The sequence below is a fragment of the Arthrobacter sp. Marseille-P9274 genome, assembly GCF_946892675.1.
GTDB lineage: Bacteria > Actinomycetota > Actinomycetes > Actinomycetales > Micrococcaceae > Crystallibacter.
In genome coordinates this window covers 2,649,315-2,666,374 of the sequence record NZ_CAMPOV010000001.1, presented here as the reverse complement: position 1 = coordinate 2,666,374, position 17,060 = coordinate 2,649,315, and the positions used below count along the sequence as shown (strand labels likewise).

The window sequence follows — 17,060 nt, the reverse complement described above, 5'->3', positions numbered from 1 at the left end:
CTGTGGAGGACAACTACGGGGCCTCGGGGTCCAGTTCAGAGCCGGCCGGTACCTTTTGGTTTCGCGGCACGGAAGCGCCGCTGCCCAGGACGGTGATGTCGCCGTCGGAAGCGCCCGCCATGGCGCCTGCCTCTGCCTCGGAAGAAGCGTCGGCCACGACCCGCACCAGTTTGGCGCCGCTGCGCGCCTTGGCGTCCTGCAGGAGCACCGATTCCGCCACGTACGCGCCGGCCTCGACTACCGCGCCGGGCCCGATGACGCTGCGCACCACCGTGCCGCGGACGGTGGCGCCCGCGGAAACCAGGCTGTCCTCGATCCGTGCCCCGGCAGCGACCCGCGCAGGCATCAGCTGCGGGCTGGCGGTCAGGATGGGCCAGCCGGCATCGTGCAGGTCGAAGCCGTCATCGGTGAGCAGCTCCATGTGCGCTTCCCAATAGCTGCGGATCGTGCCGACATCCCGCCAGTAGCCCTCCAGCCGGTGTTCGGCCACGGTCTGCCGCTCGACGAAATGCGGGATCAGGCTGTCGCCGTAGTCCTTCAGGCCACCCTCTGCTTCCGCAAGCCGGTCCATCGCCTCCAGCAGGGCGTCCGCGTCGTACAGGAAAATCTCGGCCGCGACCAGGTTGGATCCGGGCCGCTCCGGCTTGTAGTCGAATCCGGTGACGCGCCCATGCTCCGCTTGGACCACGCCGTAACGCGAGGCATCGCCGTCCACGGTCGTGGTGACCATGGTCAACGCGGATTCCGCGGCCAGATGCGTGTCGACGACGTCGCGGAAGTCGAGCCGGTAGAGGTGGTCCGCGCTGAGCACCAGCACCAGGTCCGGATCGAATTCGCGGATCAGGGCGGCCTGCCGGTGCAGCGCGTCCGCATTCCCCTCGGCGAAGCCTTCGCCCTCCGCGCCCTCGTACGGCGGCAGGATGCGCAGTCCGCCGCTGGTGCGGTCCAGGTCCCAGGGCCGGCCGTTCGAGATATGGTCGTTGAGCGAGTACGGCAGGTACTGCTCGACAATCCAGACATCGGGAATGTGGCTGTGCTTGAGGTTGGAGAGCGGGATGTCGATGAGCCGGTAGTGGCCGCCGAAGGCCATCGCGGGTTTCGACCGCTGGTCCGTCAGCACGCCGAGCCTGCTGCCGGCACCCCCGGCCAGAATGATTGCAAGAATGGTCGGACGCTTCATTCCTCTAGCCTACTGACGTTCCGCCGCCCGGCGCTCATGCTCCCTTTACCGGTACCGCCGGGCCGGTTAGCGTGGGCTGTGCGCGGCCGATGCCGTGCGCAATGCAGCGCCAAGGCGAGGAGCACTCGATGAGCGAGGAACCGGAAGCAGCAGAGGACCGTCCGACGCAGGACGACCAGGACCGGCGGGCGCAGGAGGCGGCGCCGGAGCAGGAGCAGACGGCTGAGCCGGAGCAGGACCATGAGGGCAGCGGAGAACAGGCGGCCGAGGCGCCCTACCCGGGGCCCGAGCCGGTGGCGTACGAGGAACAGTCGCCCGACCTCGGTGCACCCGAGGTCGCCTCCGCCGACGACCCGCTGGCCAGCCCGGAGCACACCGCGTTCCCGGAACCGGGCGTGACCCCGGGGCCGGCCGAGGAACTGGACCGGGAGACTCCGGACGACCGGGGCCTAACCACGGAGACGTCCTCCAGCGGTTAACAGCCGCGAGCAGATAGCAGCCGCTCGAGGGCAACAGCTGCGGGCCGCCGGAATGTGCCGGCAATCCCTGTCCCGGTGAACTCCCCGGGCGTCCGGCTACCCCTCCGGGAAGCGGTCCCGACTTCCGGCCGGCGGCTCTGCGGCGGCTTCGGGTGAGCCGGCATCGCCGGCTCCCGCGTCAAGACGGCGCGGTTCCGAAACCGGTGCCTCGGTCGCGTCCGGGTCGGCCGCGCCGGGGGCCGGGCGTCCGTTGTGCCGCTTCCCCGTGCGGCGGGCCTTGATCCGCAGCGCGGTCACCCGGGCGATGCCGGAGATCGCGACCAGCAGGCCGCCCGCGACGGCGGCGATGAGCAGGGCGACACCCAAGGGCAACTGCCCCTCCAGCCCGAAGTAGCGGACCAGGACGGCGTCCTGGTTCTGCAGGATGAAGATGATTAAGAGGACGAGCAGGAGGAGGGCCGCGATCGTGAAGACCCAGATCATCGCGGTGCGGCTCGCGGTCCTTGCGCGTTCGGCCGGTCGGTTGGTTGGGGTTTGGTCTGCCATGGCACGGTTTCCCTTCTGTCCAGCGGATCAGGTAAGCCTGCTGACCAACGTGCGGTTCCGCTGTTAGCGTGGAGTCTACGGCCCCCGGGCCGCATTCTGCACCCGCCGACCCAAGGAGACGGCCATGAGCGAAGACAACGGTTCCCAGTCCCGCGCCGACGGCAAAACCGGCCCGGAAGGCACCATCCCCAATACCCGGAACGGCGTCGGAGTGGGCGCAGGTGGGGCTGACTCGACCTTTGAACCGGAGGAGACTCCGGAAGCGGCCCCGGAGACCGCGGGCACGGGTACGGACGCTCCGGAGCCGGACGAGGCCGCCGGTCCCGCCGAGGAGAAGGACCGGCAGACCTCGGATGACCGGGGCCTGACCACGGACACCACGCCCAGCGACTGACAGGCTCAGGGCCGGAACCTGGCCAGCGGATTGGCCAGTGTTCCGGCGAACTGCAGGCTGCCGGAGGGATCGGCGAGGTCCAGCATCTGCCGGTTGTTGCGCAGCTGCAGGCGGTTCAGGCACGAGAGTGCGAACTCCGGGGCAAAGAGGTCGTACTTGGCGAACTCCGCCCGCAGGTCCTCATGCCCCGCCTGGTAGGCCGCCACGGTCGCGGCGACCGTGCGCCAGAAGGCGGTCTCCTCCAACTGCCCGTCGTCGTCCAGGATGGCGGCGAGAAAGCGGAAGAAGCAGTCGAAGACGTCGGTGAAGATGGACAGCAGCTTGTCCTGCTCCGGCACGTTGACGCGGACGCGGGCGGCCTCGTCCGGCAGCCGGACGGTGTCTGCCATGAGCACGACCTCTTCGCCGATGTCCTTCAGGATGGCCCGCACCGGGACGCCGTCCTCAAGCACGAGGATGATGTTCTCGCCGTGCGGCATGCTCACGAGCTGGTACCGGTAGAAGCAGTGCAGCAGCGGCACCAGGTAGGCCTCCAGGTACCGCCGCAGCCATTCAGCGGCGGGCAGCCCTGACCGCCGGATGTATTCCGACACCAGCGGGCGCCCTGAGCCGTCAAGGTGCAGCAGGGAAGCCATGGTAGCCAGCTGCTGCCCCGGCTTGAGCTGCGGCAGCGGACTCTCCCGCCACAGCGCGGCGAGCATCTTGCGGTGGCCCGAACCGCTCGGTGCGCCCTCTTCGTAGTACCGGTTCCGGTAGCCGATCGCCGCAGTTTCGCGGAGAATGCTGAAGCCGTGCCGCCGCAGCGTCGGATCGGCCGAGACCAGCTCGTGCAGCCACTGGTTGATCGCCGGCGTCGCGGCCATGTACTCCGCCGAGAGCCCCCGCATGAATCCCATGTTGAGCACGGACAGCGCCGTCTTCACGTAGCCCTTGTGCGGCGCGGTCCGGTTGAAGAAGGTGCGGATCGACTGCTGGGCCTGGTAGCTCTCCGTCCCTTCGCCGAGCAGGACGATCCGGGACTGGGCGATCTCCGCGGCGAAGGTCACCGCCAGCTTGTTCTCCCATTGCCACGGATGCACCGGCATCATCAGGTAGTCCTCCGGCAGCAGGCCGCGGGCTTCCAGCTCCGCTTCGAAGGCGGCCAGCATGCCGCTGCCCAGTTCAGCGGCCAGATGTTCGCGGAGGCCGAGCCCGGGCAGCGCGCTGAACGCGGCGTGGTCGCGGTGGACGGCGATCCAGACCAGCCGCACCGGCTGGCCGGTTTCCGGCGCATAGGCAAGGTAGTCGGTGAGCCCGAAGCCCAGCCGGCCGTTGTTCGCCACGAAGCAGGGATGTCCCTCCGACATGCTCCGTTCGATCTCCTGGAAGTCCGACGCCGGGTCCTGGCCGGCGCTGGATCCTGCGGCGAGCCGGGGCGCGCCGGGGTCCTGGGCCGTGAGCTTGTAGGCGTGCCCGGCCAGCGTGCTGCTGATTTCCTCGAGGTACACCGGCAGCATGTCCTCGCCGATGCCCAGGGCGCGCCGGAACTCCAGGATGAAGTCCAGCGCGTCCGGCGCTAGTTCCCTGCCTTGGCGCACCCGGTGGATGCTGGCGGCGGGAATGCTCCAGTGGTCCAGTTCCAGCCGGTCGGCGGCGAAGTGGTAGACCGACGTGCCGTCGTCGGAGGCGAGCCGGTAGGCGCCGCCGCCCAAGGGCTCGGGGTGCAGGAGGCGCTCGTGCGAGAACTCGGCGATCGCCTTGCGGACCAGCCGGCGGTTGGCGGCGGCCCAGGCATCGGCCCGCAGGTGGGCGGGGTCCGGCATGGCCGGGCGGCCGGGCGTCATGCTGTCGGGGAGTGCTGTGGCGGTCATGGGGTGGCTCCTTCGGGCGTGCGGGTGGAAGTTCGGGCTGAAGTCGGGACGGAGAGGGAGAGGCTGGCGCGGGCGAAGTCCTCACGGCTGCAGAAGCTCAGCCAGGCCTCCTTGTCCGGCAGCCGGATGCGGTTCTGCCGGACGAAGCCCAGGCGCCGGTTCAGGGCCAGGATCTTGGTGTTGCGGACGTCCGGCTCGACGACGATCCGGCGGACGGTGGGGGAGGAGAAAAGGAATTCCAGCACGCTGCGGAAGACCGCCGTGGTGTACCCCGCCCGGGGTGCGTCCGGTGGCCCCACCAGCAGGTGCATCCCGATGTCGCCCTCCGCCGCCGGATAGAACCCGGCCAAGGGCGAATGCTGCGGCAGGTACCGCTCCATCAGAAAGGCGGGAACGCCGCCGTCGTACCCCAGCCAGGCCTCATGGTGCGGGTTGGCGGCGATGCCGGCGAGCTCGCCTCGGACGTCGTCGGGGGAGGCCTCGAGCATGCCCCAAAAGCGGGCGTAGTCGCGCGTGACCCAGCCGTGGAGCAGCTCGCCATGGAGTTGGGGGTCCGCCGGCACGAAGCGGAACGTCGGCGGCGCGCTCATCGGACGGCCTCCGCGCCCGCGGGAACCGGAACCGGACCTGCCGCGCCCGGCGGCGGCGCTCCGAACTCCTGGAAGGCGATGCGCCGCTCCACGGGGTAGTACTCCCAGCCGAGCATGTCGCGGATGATGCAGGAATTCCGGTAGGCGGCCATCCCCAGGTCCGGCGTCACGAAGCCGTGGGTGTGCAGCTCGGCGTTCTGCACGAAGATTTCGGCCGGCTCGGTGCCGATGCTGTAGTTGCGGGAGACGTCGAACCGTCCGTCCGGCCCGCGGCGGATGCGGTGGCCGATGCCGGCGAGGAAGTCCGGTTCGCGGTACTGATAGCCGGTGGCGAGCACGACGGCGGCGCTGTCCAGGCGGTGGCGGCGGTCCTGTTCGCCGTGGTGCAGTTCCAGCCGGTGGAGGCCGGAGGCCGGGTCATAGGAGGCGCCGGTCACGGCGGAGCCCGGCAGCAGCCGGGTGCGGACCGGGCCGGCGAGGCTCTTCGCGTAGAGCAGGTCGTAGATCGCATTGACCAACGTCCCGTCGATGCCCTTATAGAGGTTCTTCTGCTCCGCATTGAGCTGCTGCCGGGTGCCGCCGGGGAGGGCGTGGAAGTAGTCCACGTACTCGGGCGAGGTCAGTTCAAGGGTCAGCTTGGTGTATTCCAGCGGGAAGTACCGGCCGGAGCGGGTGACCCAGTTGAGTTCGTAGCCGTGGGCATCGATGTCCTGGAGCAGTTCGTAGTAGATCTCCGCGGCGCTCTGGCCGCTGCCCACGATCGTGATGCTGGGGCTGGCCTGCAGCTCGGCCTTCCGCGCCAGATACCCGGAGTTATGCAGGGCGGCCCCGCCGGCGCCGACAATGTCCCGGCAGGCAGTCGGTACGTAGGGCACGGTGCCGGTGCCGAGCACGAGCCGGCGGGCGCTGCGCACGGTCTCCCCGCTGCGGTTCCGGGAGCGCACGCGGTAGAGGCCGCTGCTGTAGTCGATGCCGGTCACGTGTTCGCCGAACAGCACGTTCGGCAGCCGGCCGGCGACCCACTGGCAGTAGGCGTTGAACTCGGCGCGGAGCGGGTAGAAGTCCTCGCGGATGTAGAAGCGGTACAGCCGGTCGGCCTGCTTCAGGTAGTTCAGGAAGGAGTACGGCGAGGTCGGATCCGCCATCGTGACGAGGTCCGCCATGAACGGGACCTGCAGGTGCGAGCCCTCGAGCATCATGCCGGGATGCCAGTCGAACCCGGGGCGGGACTCGAGGACGAGGCCGTCGAGCTCCGCGATGGGTTCGGCCAGGGCCGCCAGCCCCAGGTTGAACGGCCCGGCGCCGATCGCGAGGTAATCGTGGACTCGGGTGCTCATGCTTCGCCTCCGTTCAACCAGGCATCGCCGGTGCGGCTGACGAGCTCCAGGATCCCGGCCAGGTCGGCCAGGGTGGTCTCGGCGTTGAGGAGCGTGAGTTTCAGGAAGTGCCGGCCGTCCACAGTGGTTCCGGCGACCACCGCATCGCCAGAGGCGAAGAGCGCGCGCCGAATATGGCGGTTGAGGTTGTCGGCGCAGTCCTGGCCGACGCCCGCGGGACGGTAGCGGAAGACGATGGTGCTCAGCTGCGGGGGAGCGGCCAGTTCGAAATCCGGGTCCGCTTCCAGCAGCCGTGCGGTCCGGAAGGTCAGGTCGATCGCCGTGTCGAGCAGCGTGCCGATCGCATCCGCACCCATCATGCGCAGCGTCAGCCACAGTTTGAGGGCGTCGAACCGCCGGGTGGTCTGCAGGCTCTTGTCCACCTGGTTGGGAATCTGCTCGCCGGCCGCGCTCGCCGGGTTCAGGTAGTCGGCATGGAACGTGACGTGGCGCAGCATCGAGCCGTCCCGGACCAGCACGGCGCTGGAGCTGACCGGCTGGAAGAACGTCTTGTGGAAGTCCACGGTGACGGAGTCTGCGGCGGCAATGCCGTCCAGCAGGTGCCGGTAGCGCAGCGATGCCAGCAGGCCGCCGCCGTACGCCGCGTCCACGTGCAGCCAGCTGCCGGCCTCGCGCGCCAGCCGAGCCACCGGCCCCAGCGGATCGATGCTGCCGAAGTCGGTGGTGCCCGCGGTGGCCACCACCGCCATGGGGTGCTCGCCGCGGGCCCGGCTGTCCGCGAGGGCCGTGCGCAGCGCGTCCGGATCCATCCTGCGGTGACGGTCGCACTCGACGGGAATCACGGCGTCGTACCCCAACCCCAGCAGCGCGGCGGACTTGGCGATGCTGAAGTGGCAGGCGCGGGAGGCGAAGATCCGCAGCGGGGCGAGGGCTTGCGGCAACCGCAGGCCGCCGTCCACCCCGTGCCGCTGTTCGACCGCGTGGTTGCGGGCCAGCAGCAGCGCCTGGAGGTTGGACTGCGTGCCGCCGCTGGTGAAGACGCCGTCGGCCGCAGGGCCGAGCCCCAGCCTTTCCGCCGTCCAGCTGACCAGCCGGCGCTCGATGAGCGTGGCGCCCGCACTCTGGTCCCAGGTGTCCAGCGAAGAATTGACCGCGGAGAGCACCGCCTCGGCCACCAGCGCGGGGATCACCACCGGGCAGTTCAGATGGGCGGCGTACTTGGTGTCGTGGAAGTAGACCGCGTCGCGCAGGTAGACGGTTTCGAGTTCCTCCAAGGCCGCGGCCGTCTCGCACAGGGGGCGGTCCAGATCGATCGCGTCGACGGCGGGACGCAGCTGTGCAGAGGACATGCCGGTGAATGGTTTGCCCGTCGCCGCGATCTTGGCCGCCACGGCGTTGACGGCCTGCAGCACGTCCGCTGCATACCGTTCCGCGTTCCGCGGATTGAGCAGCTGCCCGCCCGGTTCCGGGGCAAGTCCGACGGCGGAGCCGAACCTTAGGTCGTCGAGTTGGGGCGAGAGGGTCATGGGGAGGACTCCTTGTAGGCCGAGCCGGTCAGAACATAGGCAAGCCTTACTTAGGTGATCCTTAACAGCAAACTTTTGTGTCGTAATTTTGAAATCCGGCTTCGCATCCGGATTTGCCCCTGTTTGGCCCTTCACCTGAAGATCCGGTGGTGGTAGATTACGCCGCCGTTTCGCGTCCGAGGGGAATTACCGACTGACCGGTCGGATCCTGTGGGAGAATACACGGGGCCCTGTGACGGCCGGGACACGGCGGCCAGCGGCTCGCGCACTCTGATAGGTAAGGAATTCCCCACAAATGTCCTCTGAAAACATCCCCGCGGGGACGGTGAACCACGCCGACCGTGTCGACAACGACGGCGGCGCACCCGCGAAATGGAAAATTATCGGCCCGGGCCTCGTGGTCGCGGCCACCGGCGTCGGTGCTGCGGACATGGTGGCCACGCTCGTGGCCGGCTCCCAGTTCGGCTACCAGCTGTTCTGGGCCGTGATTGTCGGCGTCATCCTGAAGATCGTCCTGGTCGAGGGCGCCGGCCGCTACACCCTCGCCACGGGCAAAACGATCTTCGAGGGCTGGCGCTCGCTGGGCCGCTGGACCACCTGGTACTTCGGCCCGTACATCCTCATTTGGGGTTTCGTCTACGGCGGTACGGCCATGTCCTCGGCGGCCCTGCCGCTCGCCGCGCTGTTCCCGGTGCTGCCGTTGTGGGCCTGGGCCATCCTGATGGGCCTGGCCGGCTTCGTCATGGTCTGGTTCGGCAAATACGCGACGTTCGAGAAGATCACCGCCGTGCTGGTGGGCATCATGTTCGTCACCGTCGTCGGACTGGCGGTCATCGCCATGCCCAACATCCCCGAAATGCTGAAGGGCCTGGTCCCGTCCATTCCGGAAGAGGGCGGCCTGCTGTCCACCTTGGCCCTCGCCGGCGGCGTCGGCGGCACCATCACGCTCGCCGCCTACGGCTACTGGCTGCGTGAAAAGGGCTGGTACACCCCCAAGTGGATGCGCGTCATGCGGATCGACAACTCGGTCGCCTACATCATGACCGGCATCTTCGTCCTGGCCATGCTGGTTGTCGGCGCCGAGGTGGTCCGTTCCGCGGGTGTCTCGATCAGCGGCGGCGACGAAGGCCTGCTGGACCTGGCCGAGGTCCTCAACGCCCGCTACGGCGAGGTCATCGGCACCAGCTTCCTGGTCGGATTCTGGGCCGCCTCGTTCTCCTCCATCATCGGCGTCTGGAACGGCGTGTCCCTCATGTTCGCCGACTTCTGGGGCCACATGCGCAAGAAGGAATCGGGCCACCCGGACACCCGCGTCGGCGGCAAGTACTTCAAGTTCTACGTGCTCTGGCTGACGTTCCCGCCCATGATCCTGTTTGCCCTGGGCAAGCCGATCGCGCTGATCCTGGCATACGGCGTGCTCGGTTCGCTGTTCATGCCGTTCCTGGCGCTGACCCTGCTGGGCCTCCTCAACGGCAAGCGCGTTCCCAAGGAATGGGCCAACCGGCTGCACACCAACATCGCCCTGGGCGTGTGTGCCCTGCTGTTCGGCGTCCTCGGCATCCAGCAGCTGGTGAAGGCGATTGCTCCGGTCTTCGGCGGCTGACAGTTCTCGCCAAAGCGGGTCCGTTGAGGCTGGCCGGCGGCACTGCCTGCGCACCCTAGCGGTGCGCAGGCAGTGTGCTTTAACGACGACGGCGGATGGCGGGGCATCGGCGTCAACGTCCGCCGTGCGCCTCATCGTCATGGGCGGGCGCCGCCATGAGCGGCGCAATGGAGACGACGCCATGCCCGCCCTCACGGAACGCGTCCTCACCGGACGGTCCGGCCAGCGCTTGCGGCTCTAGGTCGCTGAGTGCTTGGGCTTATCAGGCCCGGGCTCGCCGACCATCGAGGCCAGGAACTCGTCGGCTTCCGTCAGTCCCCGTGCGGCGCGGCACAGAATGGCCCGCGCCTCAGCTTCCAGCGTTCGCCCGTGGGACTCGGCCAGGATGCGGAGCCCCTCCATGATCCGTGGCTCCAGATCGGGTATCGTCAGCGCTTCCATGACCGCCACCTTCCTGCGTGAAGTCCATGCTAGACCTGCCGCTGGCGGCTGTCATCGCCCCGGAGCCGCCTTGCGGGTGGCCGGAACCTCTCGGCGCGGACCGCTAACGCAGCGGATCGAAGGGCTTGAGCTCCTCGGGCACGGTGCCGTTGACGATCTGGCCCGCGAGCAGTTTGCCCGTGGCCGGGCCGAGGACGATGCCCCACATGCCGTGGCCGCCGGCAACGAAGACGCCGGGGGAGCGGGTGGCGCCGATGACCGGCAGCCCGTCCGGAGTCACCGGGCGCGGGCCAACCCAGAGGTCCTCGAGCTGCTCCAGGTCCAGGCCGGTGAAGAGCGGCCGCACGGCGGCGAGGATGGCCTCGATCCTGCCCGTCTGCAGCGGCTCGTCCGGTCCGCGGAACTCCATGGTGCCGGCGATCCGCAGCCGCCCCTGGTACGGGGTGCACGCGACGCGGCGGGCCGGGAAGTAGATCGGGAACTCGGCCGGCTCCTCGGTCGCGACGCTGAACGAGTACCCGCGGCCGGCCTGGATCTGCGTCCGCACCCCGAGCGGCTTGGCCAGCTTCGGCAGCCACGCGCCGGTGGCCAGGACCACGACGTCGGCGGACAGCGGATCGTGCCCGTAACTGTCCACCGCGATCCCGCCCGGGCCGTGCCGCAGCCCGCGCACGTCGGCGCCGGAGATGATGGACGCGCCGCGTGCCCGCACGGCGTCCGCAAGGGCCTCGACGAACGGCCCGGGTTCGATGAAGCGCTGGCCGTCCATCTCGAGGACGGTGCTGACCCCGGCGGAAAGCTGCGGCACCTTCAGCCGCGGGTTCTCGAGCGGCCGCAGCGGCACGCTTTGCCCGGCCCGCTCCACCTGCTGGATCTCGTGGATGAACGGCTTGCTCTCCTGCTCGTTCTCGAAGCCGACGATGAACGGCCCGCTGCGGGTCCAGGAGTCCACTCCGTTCGAGGTCAACTCGTCGAAGGCATCGAGCGCGATCCGGTCGATGGGCGTCAGCGCATCCATCGTGCGCTTCCACGCCCTGGACGTGGCATGCAGCCCGAACCGCGCCAGGAACATCCACAGCCTGACGTCCAGCCGTGCCGGGATATGCAGCGGGGCGGTCGCGTCCAGCAGTGCCTTGGGGGCGTAGGACCACAGGGTCGGGTCGGCCAGCGGCATGGCCATACCGGGCGTCAGCCATCCGGCATTGCCCCAGGAGGCGCCGGCGGCGACGCCGGACCGGTCGACGACCGTCACCTCGATCCCGTGTTCCTGCAGGTGCCACGCGGTGGACAGGCCCACCATTCCGGCCCCAACAACGACGGCGGTCTGCGGCTTGCGGGAACGCGAATACATACACTCTCCTTGGTCGTGATCTACGACACGTACTCTAGCTTCATTGTGAATATTTGGAGGAGACGTTGCACTAAGATTGAAGATCATTCGTCGAGAAGGGCGGTCAGGCATGAATACTGCGGGAACCCGGCGCAGCACCCCCGCTGGGCCGAAGAACCTTCGGGGCGCTGAATTGGATGGCACGGACCGGTTGATCCTGCGCCTGCTGCAGGATGATGCGCGCCTGCCGAACAATGCCATCGCGGCAGCGGCGGGCATCGCCGCCTCGACCTGCCATGCGAGGATAAGGTCGCTGCAGGAGCGCGGCGTCATCCGCGGCTTCCACGCCGACGTGGACCCCGCCGCCGTCGGCCGCGGACTGCAGGCGCTGATTTCGATACGGCTGCAGGCCCACGCGCGCGCCAATCTGACGCGCTTCGAGGAGTACCTGGCCGAACTGCCGGCCGTGGAGGGCATCTTCTTTGTGACCGGAGACCGGGACTTCCTCATCCATGTCGCCGTTCCGGACTCGGATGCGCTGCGGGAGCTGGTCGCCAACAATCTCAGCGTCCGGCCGGAAGTCGCCGGCACCAGCACCGCGGTGCTCTTCGACTACGTCAGGCCCGGCGCGGCGCGCCCGGCGGGCTGAACGCGCACCCGCCGATTCGGGCCTTGACGCGACGGGCCGGCAGGCCGATGCTGAAATCCGGGACGGGCGGCGCGGCGAGTAAGGGGTTGGCGGCATGCAGACGTTGGATCAGGACGAACTGAGCATCCATATCAACGCCGCGCCGGAAGCCGTCTACAAACTGGTTGCGGACGTCACCAGGACGCCCGAATACAGCCCGGAGGTCAGTGCAGCCAAGTGGGTGAAGGGCGCACAGGGGCCGGCGGCCGGAGCGAGGTTCCGGGCGACGAACACCATCGGAAAGTTCTCCTGGCACAACACTCCCATCGTCACAGCGGCCGAGCCCGGCAGGGAGTTCACCTTCGCCCGGACGGAGCGACTCTGCGGCACGGTGCAATGGCGGTACCGGTTCGAGCCGGAAGCCGACGGCACCCGCGTCACGGAGTCCTACCTCGTGGTCCGTCCGATTACCCGCATCGGCTGGGTCCTGGTCAGTGGCATGGGCACGGACAAGAACCGCCGCCGGACCATGCACGAAGGGATCAGAGCGAGCCTTGAACGTTTGCGGACGGTAGCAGAATATGAATCCTCCGCCTAGCAAGGGCGCGCGGTGTTGTTGACGTGTCAATCAGGTTCTGCGACAGTGATTGAAACGTCAACCAACTTGTGAAGGTAGAGATGTCCTGGTTCAAGAAGCTCTTTTCGTCCAAGGCGCGCACCGAGAGCACGCCAACTCCCGCTGAGGCTCCTACCGGCAAACACGCTGCTGCTCCCGTCGCCGCACCCGCCGAGCAGGTGGCCGAACAGTCCCTGCCGCGCATCGCCGTCGTTACCGGCAGCACCCGGCCCGGGCGCGTCAACAACTCCGTGGCCGACTGGGTGATGGCCGAACTGGCCGAGCGCAGCGACGCCGTGTTCGAGCTTGTCGACATCAACGACTTCAACCTGCCGCTGCTGGACGAGCCGGCGCCCGCCGCCTACCAGAGCTACCAGAACGAGCACACCAAGGCCTGGTCCGGGAAGATCGCCGCCTTCGACGGCTTCATCTTCGTCGCCAACGAGTACAACCACACGGTGGGCCCGGCCCTGACCAACGCCCTGTCCTTCCTGAACGTCGAGTTCAACAACAAGGCCGCCGGCATCGTCTCCTACGGTTCCATGGGCGGCGTCCGCTCCGCGGAGCACCTGCGCAACATCCTGGCCGAACTGCAGGTTGCCGTGGTCCGGAACCAGGTCATGTTCAGCCTGTTCACCGACTTCGAGAACTTCGCCGACTTCAAGCCGACGGAACAGAACGCCGGAACGCTGGCGCCCATGGTGGACCAGCTGGTTCCGTGGGCCAAGGGCTTCGCGGCCGTCCGCAGCGAACAGGCCGTCGCCGCCGCCTGACCGGGCCGCGCCAGACTATCGAAAACCGCCCTGCCGCTGAGTGCGGCGGGGCGGTTTTCCTTTAGTCCTTACCAATGGAACGCCACACTGTTAATGTGGAAGTACCGGCAGTTGGGCAGGCCGGCCGGCCGGGGGAAGTCAGAGGCGCCAGCCTGCAGGAGGCGGACAATGCGAACGCAGGACCAGATGCAACAGAGTGCGGACCAGCCGGTCCCGGATCCCGGCACCACGGGAACTTCAGCCCATGAGGATGTGGAATTGGACGAGCCGCTCGGGCACGAGGACGGGCCCAGCAAGGAGGCGGTCCCGGAAACGGACTGACCTTCCACGCAGGAGGCTGGAAGAGGAAGTGCCCCGCACAGGCGCGGGGCATTTTCATGTGGCCGGGCCACTGAACGGGGTTGCCGGGCACGTGCACTCCCGTTGCCGGTAGTGCGGGCCCTGTGGCGGCATGCGCCAGCAACGGCGGCGGACGCCGGTTTCCGTCGGATCGATCGCCAGTGTGCCCTGTCGGGTCCGCGGCCAGGTGGGTAGGCTGCGAATCGTAAGCCAATCACCGATTCAGGAGCCGATGATGGAGAACAAGTACGGATTCCCGCTGCTCGGCGCCGCGGCGCTGGCAATGGTCCTGACAGCCTGCGGACCTGCCGAACCTGACCAGGAACTGCCCGATAACCCCTCCCCGCAGACGGCGGTGCCAACCACCCCGGGCGCCACGCCCGGTGGGCCGGCTGCGAGCGGCTCGCCGAGCACGCCGGCCGGCGCCGAAAGCGAGGTGTCGGCCAAGTTCGAGTCCTACTCCGCGGGCGCCACCGCCATCACCTACGACCCCCAGCGCGTGCCCGTCGGGGCTGAGGTCGAGGTGGAAGCCGAAAACGAAGACGGTGGCACCAAGGTCAAGCTGAAGGTCGAGGGGCTGGAGGCGGACACGGCCTTCGGTTCGCACGTGCACGTCGCCGCCTGCGGCGAGAGCCCGGACGACGCCGGCCCGCATTACCAGGACAAGGCTGATCCGCAAAAGCCATCGACCGATCCGAAGTATGCCAATCCGCAGAACGAGGTCTGGCTCGACTTCACCACTGACAGCAAGGGCGAGGGCGAGGCCGAAAGCAAGGTCGGTTGGACGCTGCGCGAGGGCGAGGGCCAGTCCGTGGTCATCCACGCTATGCCGACGATGACCGAGGCGGGCAAGGCGGGGACTGCCGGCGACCGGCTGGCCTGCATCAATATCCGGCAGTAGGGCCGCTCCGGCCGCCGGCGCATCGTCCGGGCCCACCATCCGGGCGCATCCGCGGCTGCGCGGAATGGGTCCGGTTTACGCCGCGGCCGCTCCAGCGTGGCAAACTGTCGGTATGTCATCGCGGACGGAACACAAGACCGAGATCCAGGACAAGGCCGCGCACATCGGCATGCGGATCGAGGACCGGTGGCAGATCTGGCGTGAAAGCCGTGCGCGGGAGCGCGGGGACCTGGCGACCGTTCTGCCGTTCACTGGCTACGGGTCGGCGGGCTGGGTCCGCGTGCTGGGGCGGGTCGTGATGGCCAAGCCGGACGCATTCGAGAACGGCCGGGTCTCTTCCAGGCTCATCGCGGACGGCATCCGCGGGTGGCGCAATTTCATCAGCCCGCCTGTGGCCAGCGCCAAGGTCAGCATCCAGGTCGACGGCCAGCAGCACGAGGTTACCGCGGACCGGGGCGGCGTCATCGACGCGCACGTCCCGGCGGACCTGCCCGAGGGGTGGAACACCGTCCGCCTCAGCTGCGAAGGCTCGACGCCGGTGGAGGCGCCGGTGTACATCGTCCCGTCCGCCAAGACGTTCGGTGTGGTGTCTGACGTCGACGACACCGTGATGGTCACCGCGCTCCCGCGTCCGATGCTCGCCGCCTGGAACACCTTCGTGCTGGATGAGCACGCGCGCAACGCGACTCCGGGGATGGCCGTGATGCTCGAACGCGTCACCCGCCAGCACCCTGGCAGCCCGGTGCTCTATCTATCGACCGGCGCCTGGAACGTGGCGCAGACGCTCACGCGCTTCCTCACGCGCAACATGTACCCGGACGGTGCGCTGCTGCTGACGGACTGGGGGCCCACCAAGGACCGGTGGTTCCGCAGCGGCATGGAACACAAGACCACGCAGCTGATGCGCCTGGCCCAGGAGTTCCCGCAGGTGAAGTGGCTGCTGATCGGGGACGACGGCCAGCACGACGAAGCGATCTACGCCGGCTTCGCCCAGCGCTACCCGGACCATGTGGCGGCCATCGCCATCCGCCAGCTTTCGGTCAGTGAGGCCGTGCTCGCCGGCGGCCGCTCGCAGGCAAAGCCCGGCAATGCCACGCCCGGCATTCCGTGGATCTACGCGCCGGACGGGGCCGGCATCACCGCCCAGCTGCGCGAGCTGGGGATCATCACCGCGGACTGAGCCCCGGCGGGCCCCGCTGAGGCGCTCAGCTCGCCTTGGCGCGCTTCGCCGTCGTACCTTCCTGCTGTACGTCCTCGGGGAGCAGGATGTCGTCGATGATGGCGCCGGCGCCGTCGGCGTCCGTCTGCTCGGACAGGGCCAGCTCGGACACCAGGATGCGGCGGGCCTGGTCCAGCTGCCGCTTTTCGCCGGCCGGTGCCAGTCCTGCCTGCAGCCGCCGGGTGAGGTCGCGGACGACTTCGGACACCTTATAGACATCGCCGGTGGTGATCTTCTCCTGGTTCGCCTTGAAACGGCGCGACCAGATTTCCTTTTCCATCGAGGCCGGCTGGCGCAGGATGCTCACGATTTTCTGCACGCCCTTCTTGCCGATGGCAGGGCGGACGCCGAGGTCCTTGGCCTTAGCTGCGGGCACCTCGATGGTCAGGCCATCGTGGTGGACGCGGAACTGAACATAGGAGGTCTCGGTCTCTTTGAAAGTCCGGTTGGTCAGACCCGTGACCGTGACGGCGCCGTGCGGCGGGTAGACAAGGTTTTCGCCCACTGTAAGTTTCATTTTGTCCTCTCATGCCATTGTGGCAGATACTGCCATATTGGCATGGGGAGCGCAAATGTGCGATATCGTGGAAGCTCACGGCTTTCCGGATGTTACCGGCGGCCGGCTGAAGAATTGGAAGGGGCCCATGAGCGCAAGGACCGCGGAATTACGCGCCACCAAGCCGGCCGGACAGGGCCTGCGGGAGCGACGGCGGCAGCAGACCAGGGCCGAAATCACGGATGCCGCGCTCGAATTGTTCGCTCAGGGCACAGTGGCGGCCACGACGGTGGACGATATCGCGGCTGCCGCGGGAGTGTCCCCGCGGACCTTCTTCCGCTACTTCTCCAGCAAGGAGGAAGCAGCCTTGCCGGTGCACCAGGAGTTCAACGAGGCCCTCGCCGACGGCCTGCCCTCCGTTGATCCGGGCGGCGACCTGCGCAGGGAGGTCAACGGGCTGTACGGGCTGATGGTGCAGCCCTACCTGGACAATGGTTCGACCGCGGCACAACGGATGCTGCAGGTGAGCCGGCTGATCCGGAAAGAGCCGGCGCTTCGCGCGGCCATGGTGCGGCAGAACCTCGAGCGCACCGAGGAGGTGCAGCAGGCTCTGGCGGCCAGGCTCGGGCCGGAGCGGACTGATCCGCTGGAACTGCGGCTGGCCATCGACGTCGCCTCGGTCGTCGTGCGCGCCTCGCTGGACACCTGGGCCTCGCAGTTGGAAGCCGGCGGGCCCGCGGATCTTGCGGCAATTTACCGGCGGGCCCTCGCCTTCACTAAGTAGGTCTGCCGAACGGCCTCGCTGACTGGCA

19 protein-coding genes are annotated in these 17,060 nt (G+C 68.3%); 10 read left to right on the top strand and 9 right to left on the bottom strand.

Going from position 1 to position 17,060, the window contains the following annotated elements; all coding sequences use genetic code 11:
- Nucleotides 1-13: 13 nt before the first annotated feature.
- A complete protein-coding gene (locus OC550_RS12370) occupies nt 14-1,180 on the bottom strand; it encodes a glucose-1-phosphate adenylyltransferase family protein (RefSeq protein ID WP_262106064.1) in 1,167 nt (388 codons plus the stop codon).
- A gap of 128 nt (nt 1,181-1,308) precedes the next feature.
- On the opposite strand from OC550_RS12370, the gene OC550_RS12365 reads away from it, so the two are divergent.
- Nucleotides 1,309-1,659 (top strand): hypothetical protein, encoded by a 351-nt coding sequence (locus tag OC550_RS12365; RefSeq protein ID WP_262106063.1) that lies wholly within the window; start codon nt 1,309-1,311, stop codon nt 1,657-1,659.
- Between the two features lie 96 nt (nt 1,660-1,755).
- Here the strand turns inward: OC550_RS12365 and OC550_RS12360 are convergent, their stop codons facing one another.
- Entirely contained in the window at nt 1,756-2,205 is a 450-nt protein-coding gene (locus tag OC550_RS12360; RefSeq protein ID WP_262106062.1) for a lipopolysaccharide assembly LapA domain-containing protein, read from the bottom strand.
- A 124-nt stretch (nt 2,206-2,329) separates the two neighbouring features.
- On the opposite strand from OC550_RS12360, the gene OC550_RS12355 reads away from it, so the two are divergent.
- A complete protein-coding gene (locus tag OC550_RS12355; protein ID WP_262106061.1) occupies nt 2,330-2,599 on the top strand; it encodes a hypothetical protein in 270 nt (89 codons plus the stop codon).
- A 5-nt stretch (nt 2,600-2,604) separates the two neighbouring features.
- Here the strand turns inward: OC550_RS12355 and OC550_RS12350 are convergent, their stop codons facing one another.
- The 4 genes from OC550_RS12350 to OC550_RS12335 are packed head-to-tail and all read right to left on the bottom strand — an operon-like array spanning nt 2,605 to nt 7,902.
- The gene (locus OC550_RS12350) at nt 2,605-4,449 is read right to left on the bottom strand and encodes an IucA/IucC family siderophore biosynthesis protein (protein WP_306556922.1); all 1,845 of its coding nucleotides are present in this window, start codon (nt 4,447-4,449) and stop codon (nt 2,605-2,607) included.
- A complete protein-coding gene (locus tag OC550_RS12345; RefSeq protein ID WP_262106060.1) occupies nt 4,446-5,039 on the bottom strand; it encodes a GNAT family N-acetyltransferase in 594 nt (197 codons plus the stop codon). Before OC550_RS12345 ends, OC550_RS12350 begins: the two co-directional genes overlap by 4 nt.
- Entirely contained in the window at nt 5,036-6,376 is a 1,341-nt protein-coding gene (locus OC550_RS12340; protein ID WP_262106059.1) for a lysine N(6)-hydroxylase/L-ornithine N(5)-oxygenase family protein, read from the bottom strand. The genes OC550_RS12345 and OC550_RS12340 overlap by 4 nt, the downstream gene beginning before the upstream one ends.
- The gene (locus OC550_RS12335; protein WP_262106058.1) at nt 6,373-7,902 is read right to left on the bottom strand and encodes an aspartate aminotransferase family protein; all 1,530 of its coding nucleotides are present in this window, start codon (nt 7,900-7,902) and stop codon (nt 6,373-6,375) included. The genes OC550_RS12340 and OC550_RS12335 overlap by 4 nt, the downstream gene beginning before the upstream one ends.
- Before the next feature lie 295 nt (nt 7,903-8,197).
- Between OC550_RS12335 and OC550_RS12330 the strand changes: the two genes are divergently transcribed.
- Entirely contained in the window at nt 8,198-9,505 is a 1,308-nt protein-coding gene (locus OC550_RS12330) for an Nramp family divalent metal transporter (protein WP_262106057.1), read from the top strand.
- 237 nt (nt 9,506-9,742) lie between these two features.
- Here OC550_RS12330 and OC550_RS12325 read toward each other — a convergent pair whose 3' ends face one another.
- Together OC550_RS12325 and OC550_RS12320 are read right to left on the bottom strand one after the other, a co-directional pair.
- Nucleotides 9,743-9,946 carry a hypothetical protein gene (locus OC550_RS12325; RefSeq protein ID WP_262106056.1) on the bottom strand — a complete coding sequence of 68 codons (204 nt, stop codon included), beginning with the start codon at nt 9,944-9,946 and terminating at the stop codon, nt 9,743-9,745.
- Between the two features lie 103 nt (nt 9,947-10,049).
- Complete coding sequence (locus tag OC550_RS12320) at nt 10,050-11,297, bottom strand: FAD-binding oxidoreductase (protein ID WP_262106055.1); 1,248 nt, start codon at nt 11,295-11,297, stop codon at nt 10,050-10,052.
- A gap of 109 nt (nt 11,298-11,406) precedes the next feature.
- On the opposite strand from OC550_RS12320, the gene OC550_RS12315 reads away from it, so the two are divergent.
- From OC550_RS12315 to OC550_RS12290, 6 genes are all read left to right on the top strand, one after another.
- On the top strand, nt 11,407-11,925 hold the full coding sequence (locus tag OC550_RS12315; RefSeq protein WP_262106054.1) for an Lrp/AsnC family transcriptional regulator: 519 nt from the start codon (nt 11,407-11,409) through the stop codon (nt 11,923-11,925).
- Nucleotides 11,926-12,019: 94 nt separating this feature from the next.
- Complete coding sequence (locus tag OC550_RS12310; RefSeq protein WP_262106053.1) at nt 12,020-12,502, top strand: SRPBCC family protein; 483 nt, start codon at nt 12,020-12,022, stop codon at nt 12,500-12,502.
- Nucleotides 12,503-12,714: 212 nt separating this feature from the next.
- Entirely contained in the window at nt 12,715-13,293 is a 579-nt protein-coding gene (locus OC550_RS12305) for an NADPH-dependent FMN reductase (protein WP_262106339.1), read from the top strand.
- Between the two features lie 168 nt (nt 13,294-13,461).
- Complete coding sequence (locus OC550_RS12300) at nt 13,462-13,614, top strand: hypothetical protein (RefSeq protein ID WP_262106052.1); 153 nt, start codon at nt 13,462-13,464, stop codon at nt 13,612-13,614.
- A gap of 250 nt (nt 13,615-13,864) precedes the next feature.
- A complete protein-coding gene (locus tag OC550_RS12295; protein WP_262106051.1) occupies nt 13,865-14,533 on the top strand; it encodes a superoxide dismutase family protein in 669 nt (222 codons plus the stop codon).
- 112 nt (nt 14,534-14,645) lie between these two features.
- Nucleotides 14,646-15,713, top strand: coding sequence for an App1 family protein (locus tag OC550_RS12290; RefSeq protein ID WP_262106050.1), 1,068 nt, complete (start codon nt 14,646-14,648; stop codon nt 15,711-15,713).
- 25 nt (nt 15,714-15,738) lie between these two features.
- On the opposite strand, the gene OC550_RS12285 is transcribed toward OC550_RS12290, so the two are convergent.
- Entirely contained in the window at nt 15,739-16,269 is a 531-nt protein-coding gene (locus OC550_RS12285) for a CarD family transcriptional regulator (RefSeq protein WP_262106049.1), read from the bottom strand.
- Nucleotides 16,270-16,396: 127 nt separating this feature from the next.
- On the opposite strand from OC550_RS12285, the gene OC550_RS12280 reads away from it, so the two are divergent.
- Complete coding sequence (locus tag OC550_RS12280) at nt 16,397-17,032, top strand: TetR/AcrR family transcriptional regulator (protein WP_262106048.1); 636 nt, start codon at nt 16,397-16,399, stop codon at nt 17,030-17,032.
- Nucleotides 17,033-17,060 lie beyond the last annotated feature (28 nt).

Bases quoted from the DNA above. Each gene is read 5' to 3' on its own strand.
- OC550_RS12285 (WP_262106049.1), bottom strand. From the start codon at position 16,269: ATGAAACTTACAGTGGGCGAAAACCTTGTCTACCCGCCGCACGGCGCC.
- OC550_RS12320 (WP_262106055.1), bottom strand. From the start codon at position 11,297: ATGTATTCGCGTTCCCGCAAGCCGCAGACCGCCGTCGTTGTTGGGGCC.
- OC550_RS12340 (WP_262106059.1), bottom strand. From the start codon at position 6,376: ATGAGCACCCGAGTCCACGATTACCTCGCGATCGGCGCCGGGCCGTTC.
- OC550_RS12370 (WP_262106064.1), bottom strand. From the start codon at position 1,180: ATGAAGCGTCCGACCATTCTTGCAATCATTCTGGCCGGGGGTGCCGGC.
- OC550_RS12290 (WP_262106050.1), top strand. From the start codon at position 14,646: ATGTCATCGCGGACGGAACACAAGACCGAGATCCAGGACAAGGCCGCG.
- OC550_RS12315 (WP_262106054.1), top strand. From the start codon at position 11,407: ATGAATACTGCGGGAACCCGGCGCAGCACCCCCGCTGGGCCGAAGAAC.
- OC550_RS12330 (WP_262106057.1), top strand. From the start codon at position 8,198: ATGTCCTCTGAAAACATCCCCGCGGGGACGGTGAACCACGCCGACCGT.
- OC550_RS12310 (WP_262106053.1), top strand. From the start codon at position 12,020: ATGCAGACGTTGGATCAGGACGAACTGAGCATCCATATCAACGCCGCG.
- OC550_RS12325 (WP_262106056.1), bottom strand. From the start codon at position 9,946: ATGGAAGCGCTGACGATACCCGATCTGGAGCCACGGATCATGGAGGGG.
- OC550_RS12345 (WP_262106060.1), bottom strand. From the start codon at position 5,039: ATGAGCGCGCCGCCGACGTTCCGCTTCGTGCCGGCGGACCCCCAACTC.
- OC550_RS12295 (WP_262106051.1), top strand. From the start codon at position 13,865: ATGATGGAGAACAAGTACGGATTCCCGCTGCTCGGCGCCGCGGCGCTG.
- OC550_RS12335 (WP_262106058.1), bottom strand. From the start codon at position 7,902: ATGACCCTCTCGCCCCAACTCGACGACCTAAGGTTCGGCTCCGCCGTC.
- OC550_RS12355 (WP_262106061.1), top strand. From the start codon at position 2,330: ATGAGCGAAGACAACGGTTCCCAGTCCCGCGCCGACGGCAAAACCGGC.
- OC550_RS12365 (WP_262106063.1), top strand. From the start codon at position 1,309: ATGAGCGAGGAACCGGAAGCAGCAGAGGACCGTCCGACGCAGGACGAC.
- OC550_RS12360 (WP_262106062.1), bottom strand. From the start codon at position 2,205: ATGGCAGACCAAACCCCAACCAACCGACCGGCCGAACGCGCAAGGACC.
- OC550_RS12300 (WP_262106052.1), top strand. From the start codon at position 13,462: ATGCGAACGCAGGACCAGATGCAACAGAGTGCGGACCAGCCGGTCCCG.
- OC550_RS12280 (WP_262106048.1), top strand. From the start codon at position 16,397: ATGAGCGCAAGGACCGCGGAATTACGCGCCACCAAGCCGGCCGGACAG.
- OC550_RS12350 (WP_306556922.1), bottom strand. From the start codon at position 4,449: ATGACCGCCACAGCACTCCCCGACAGCATGACGCCCGGCCGCCCGGCC.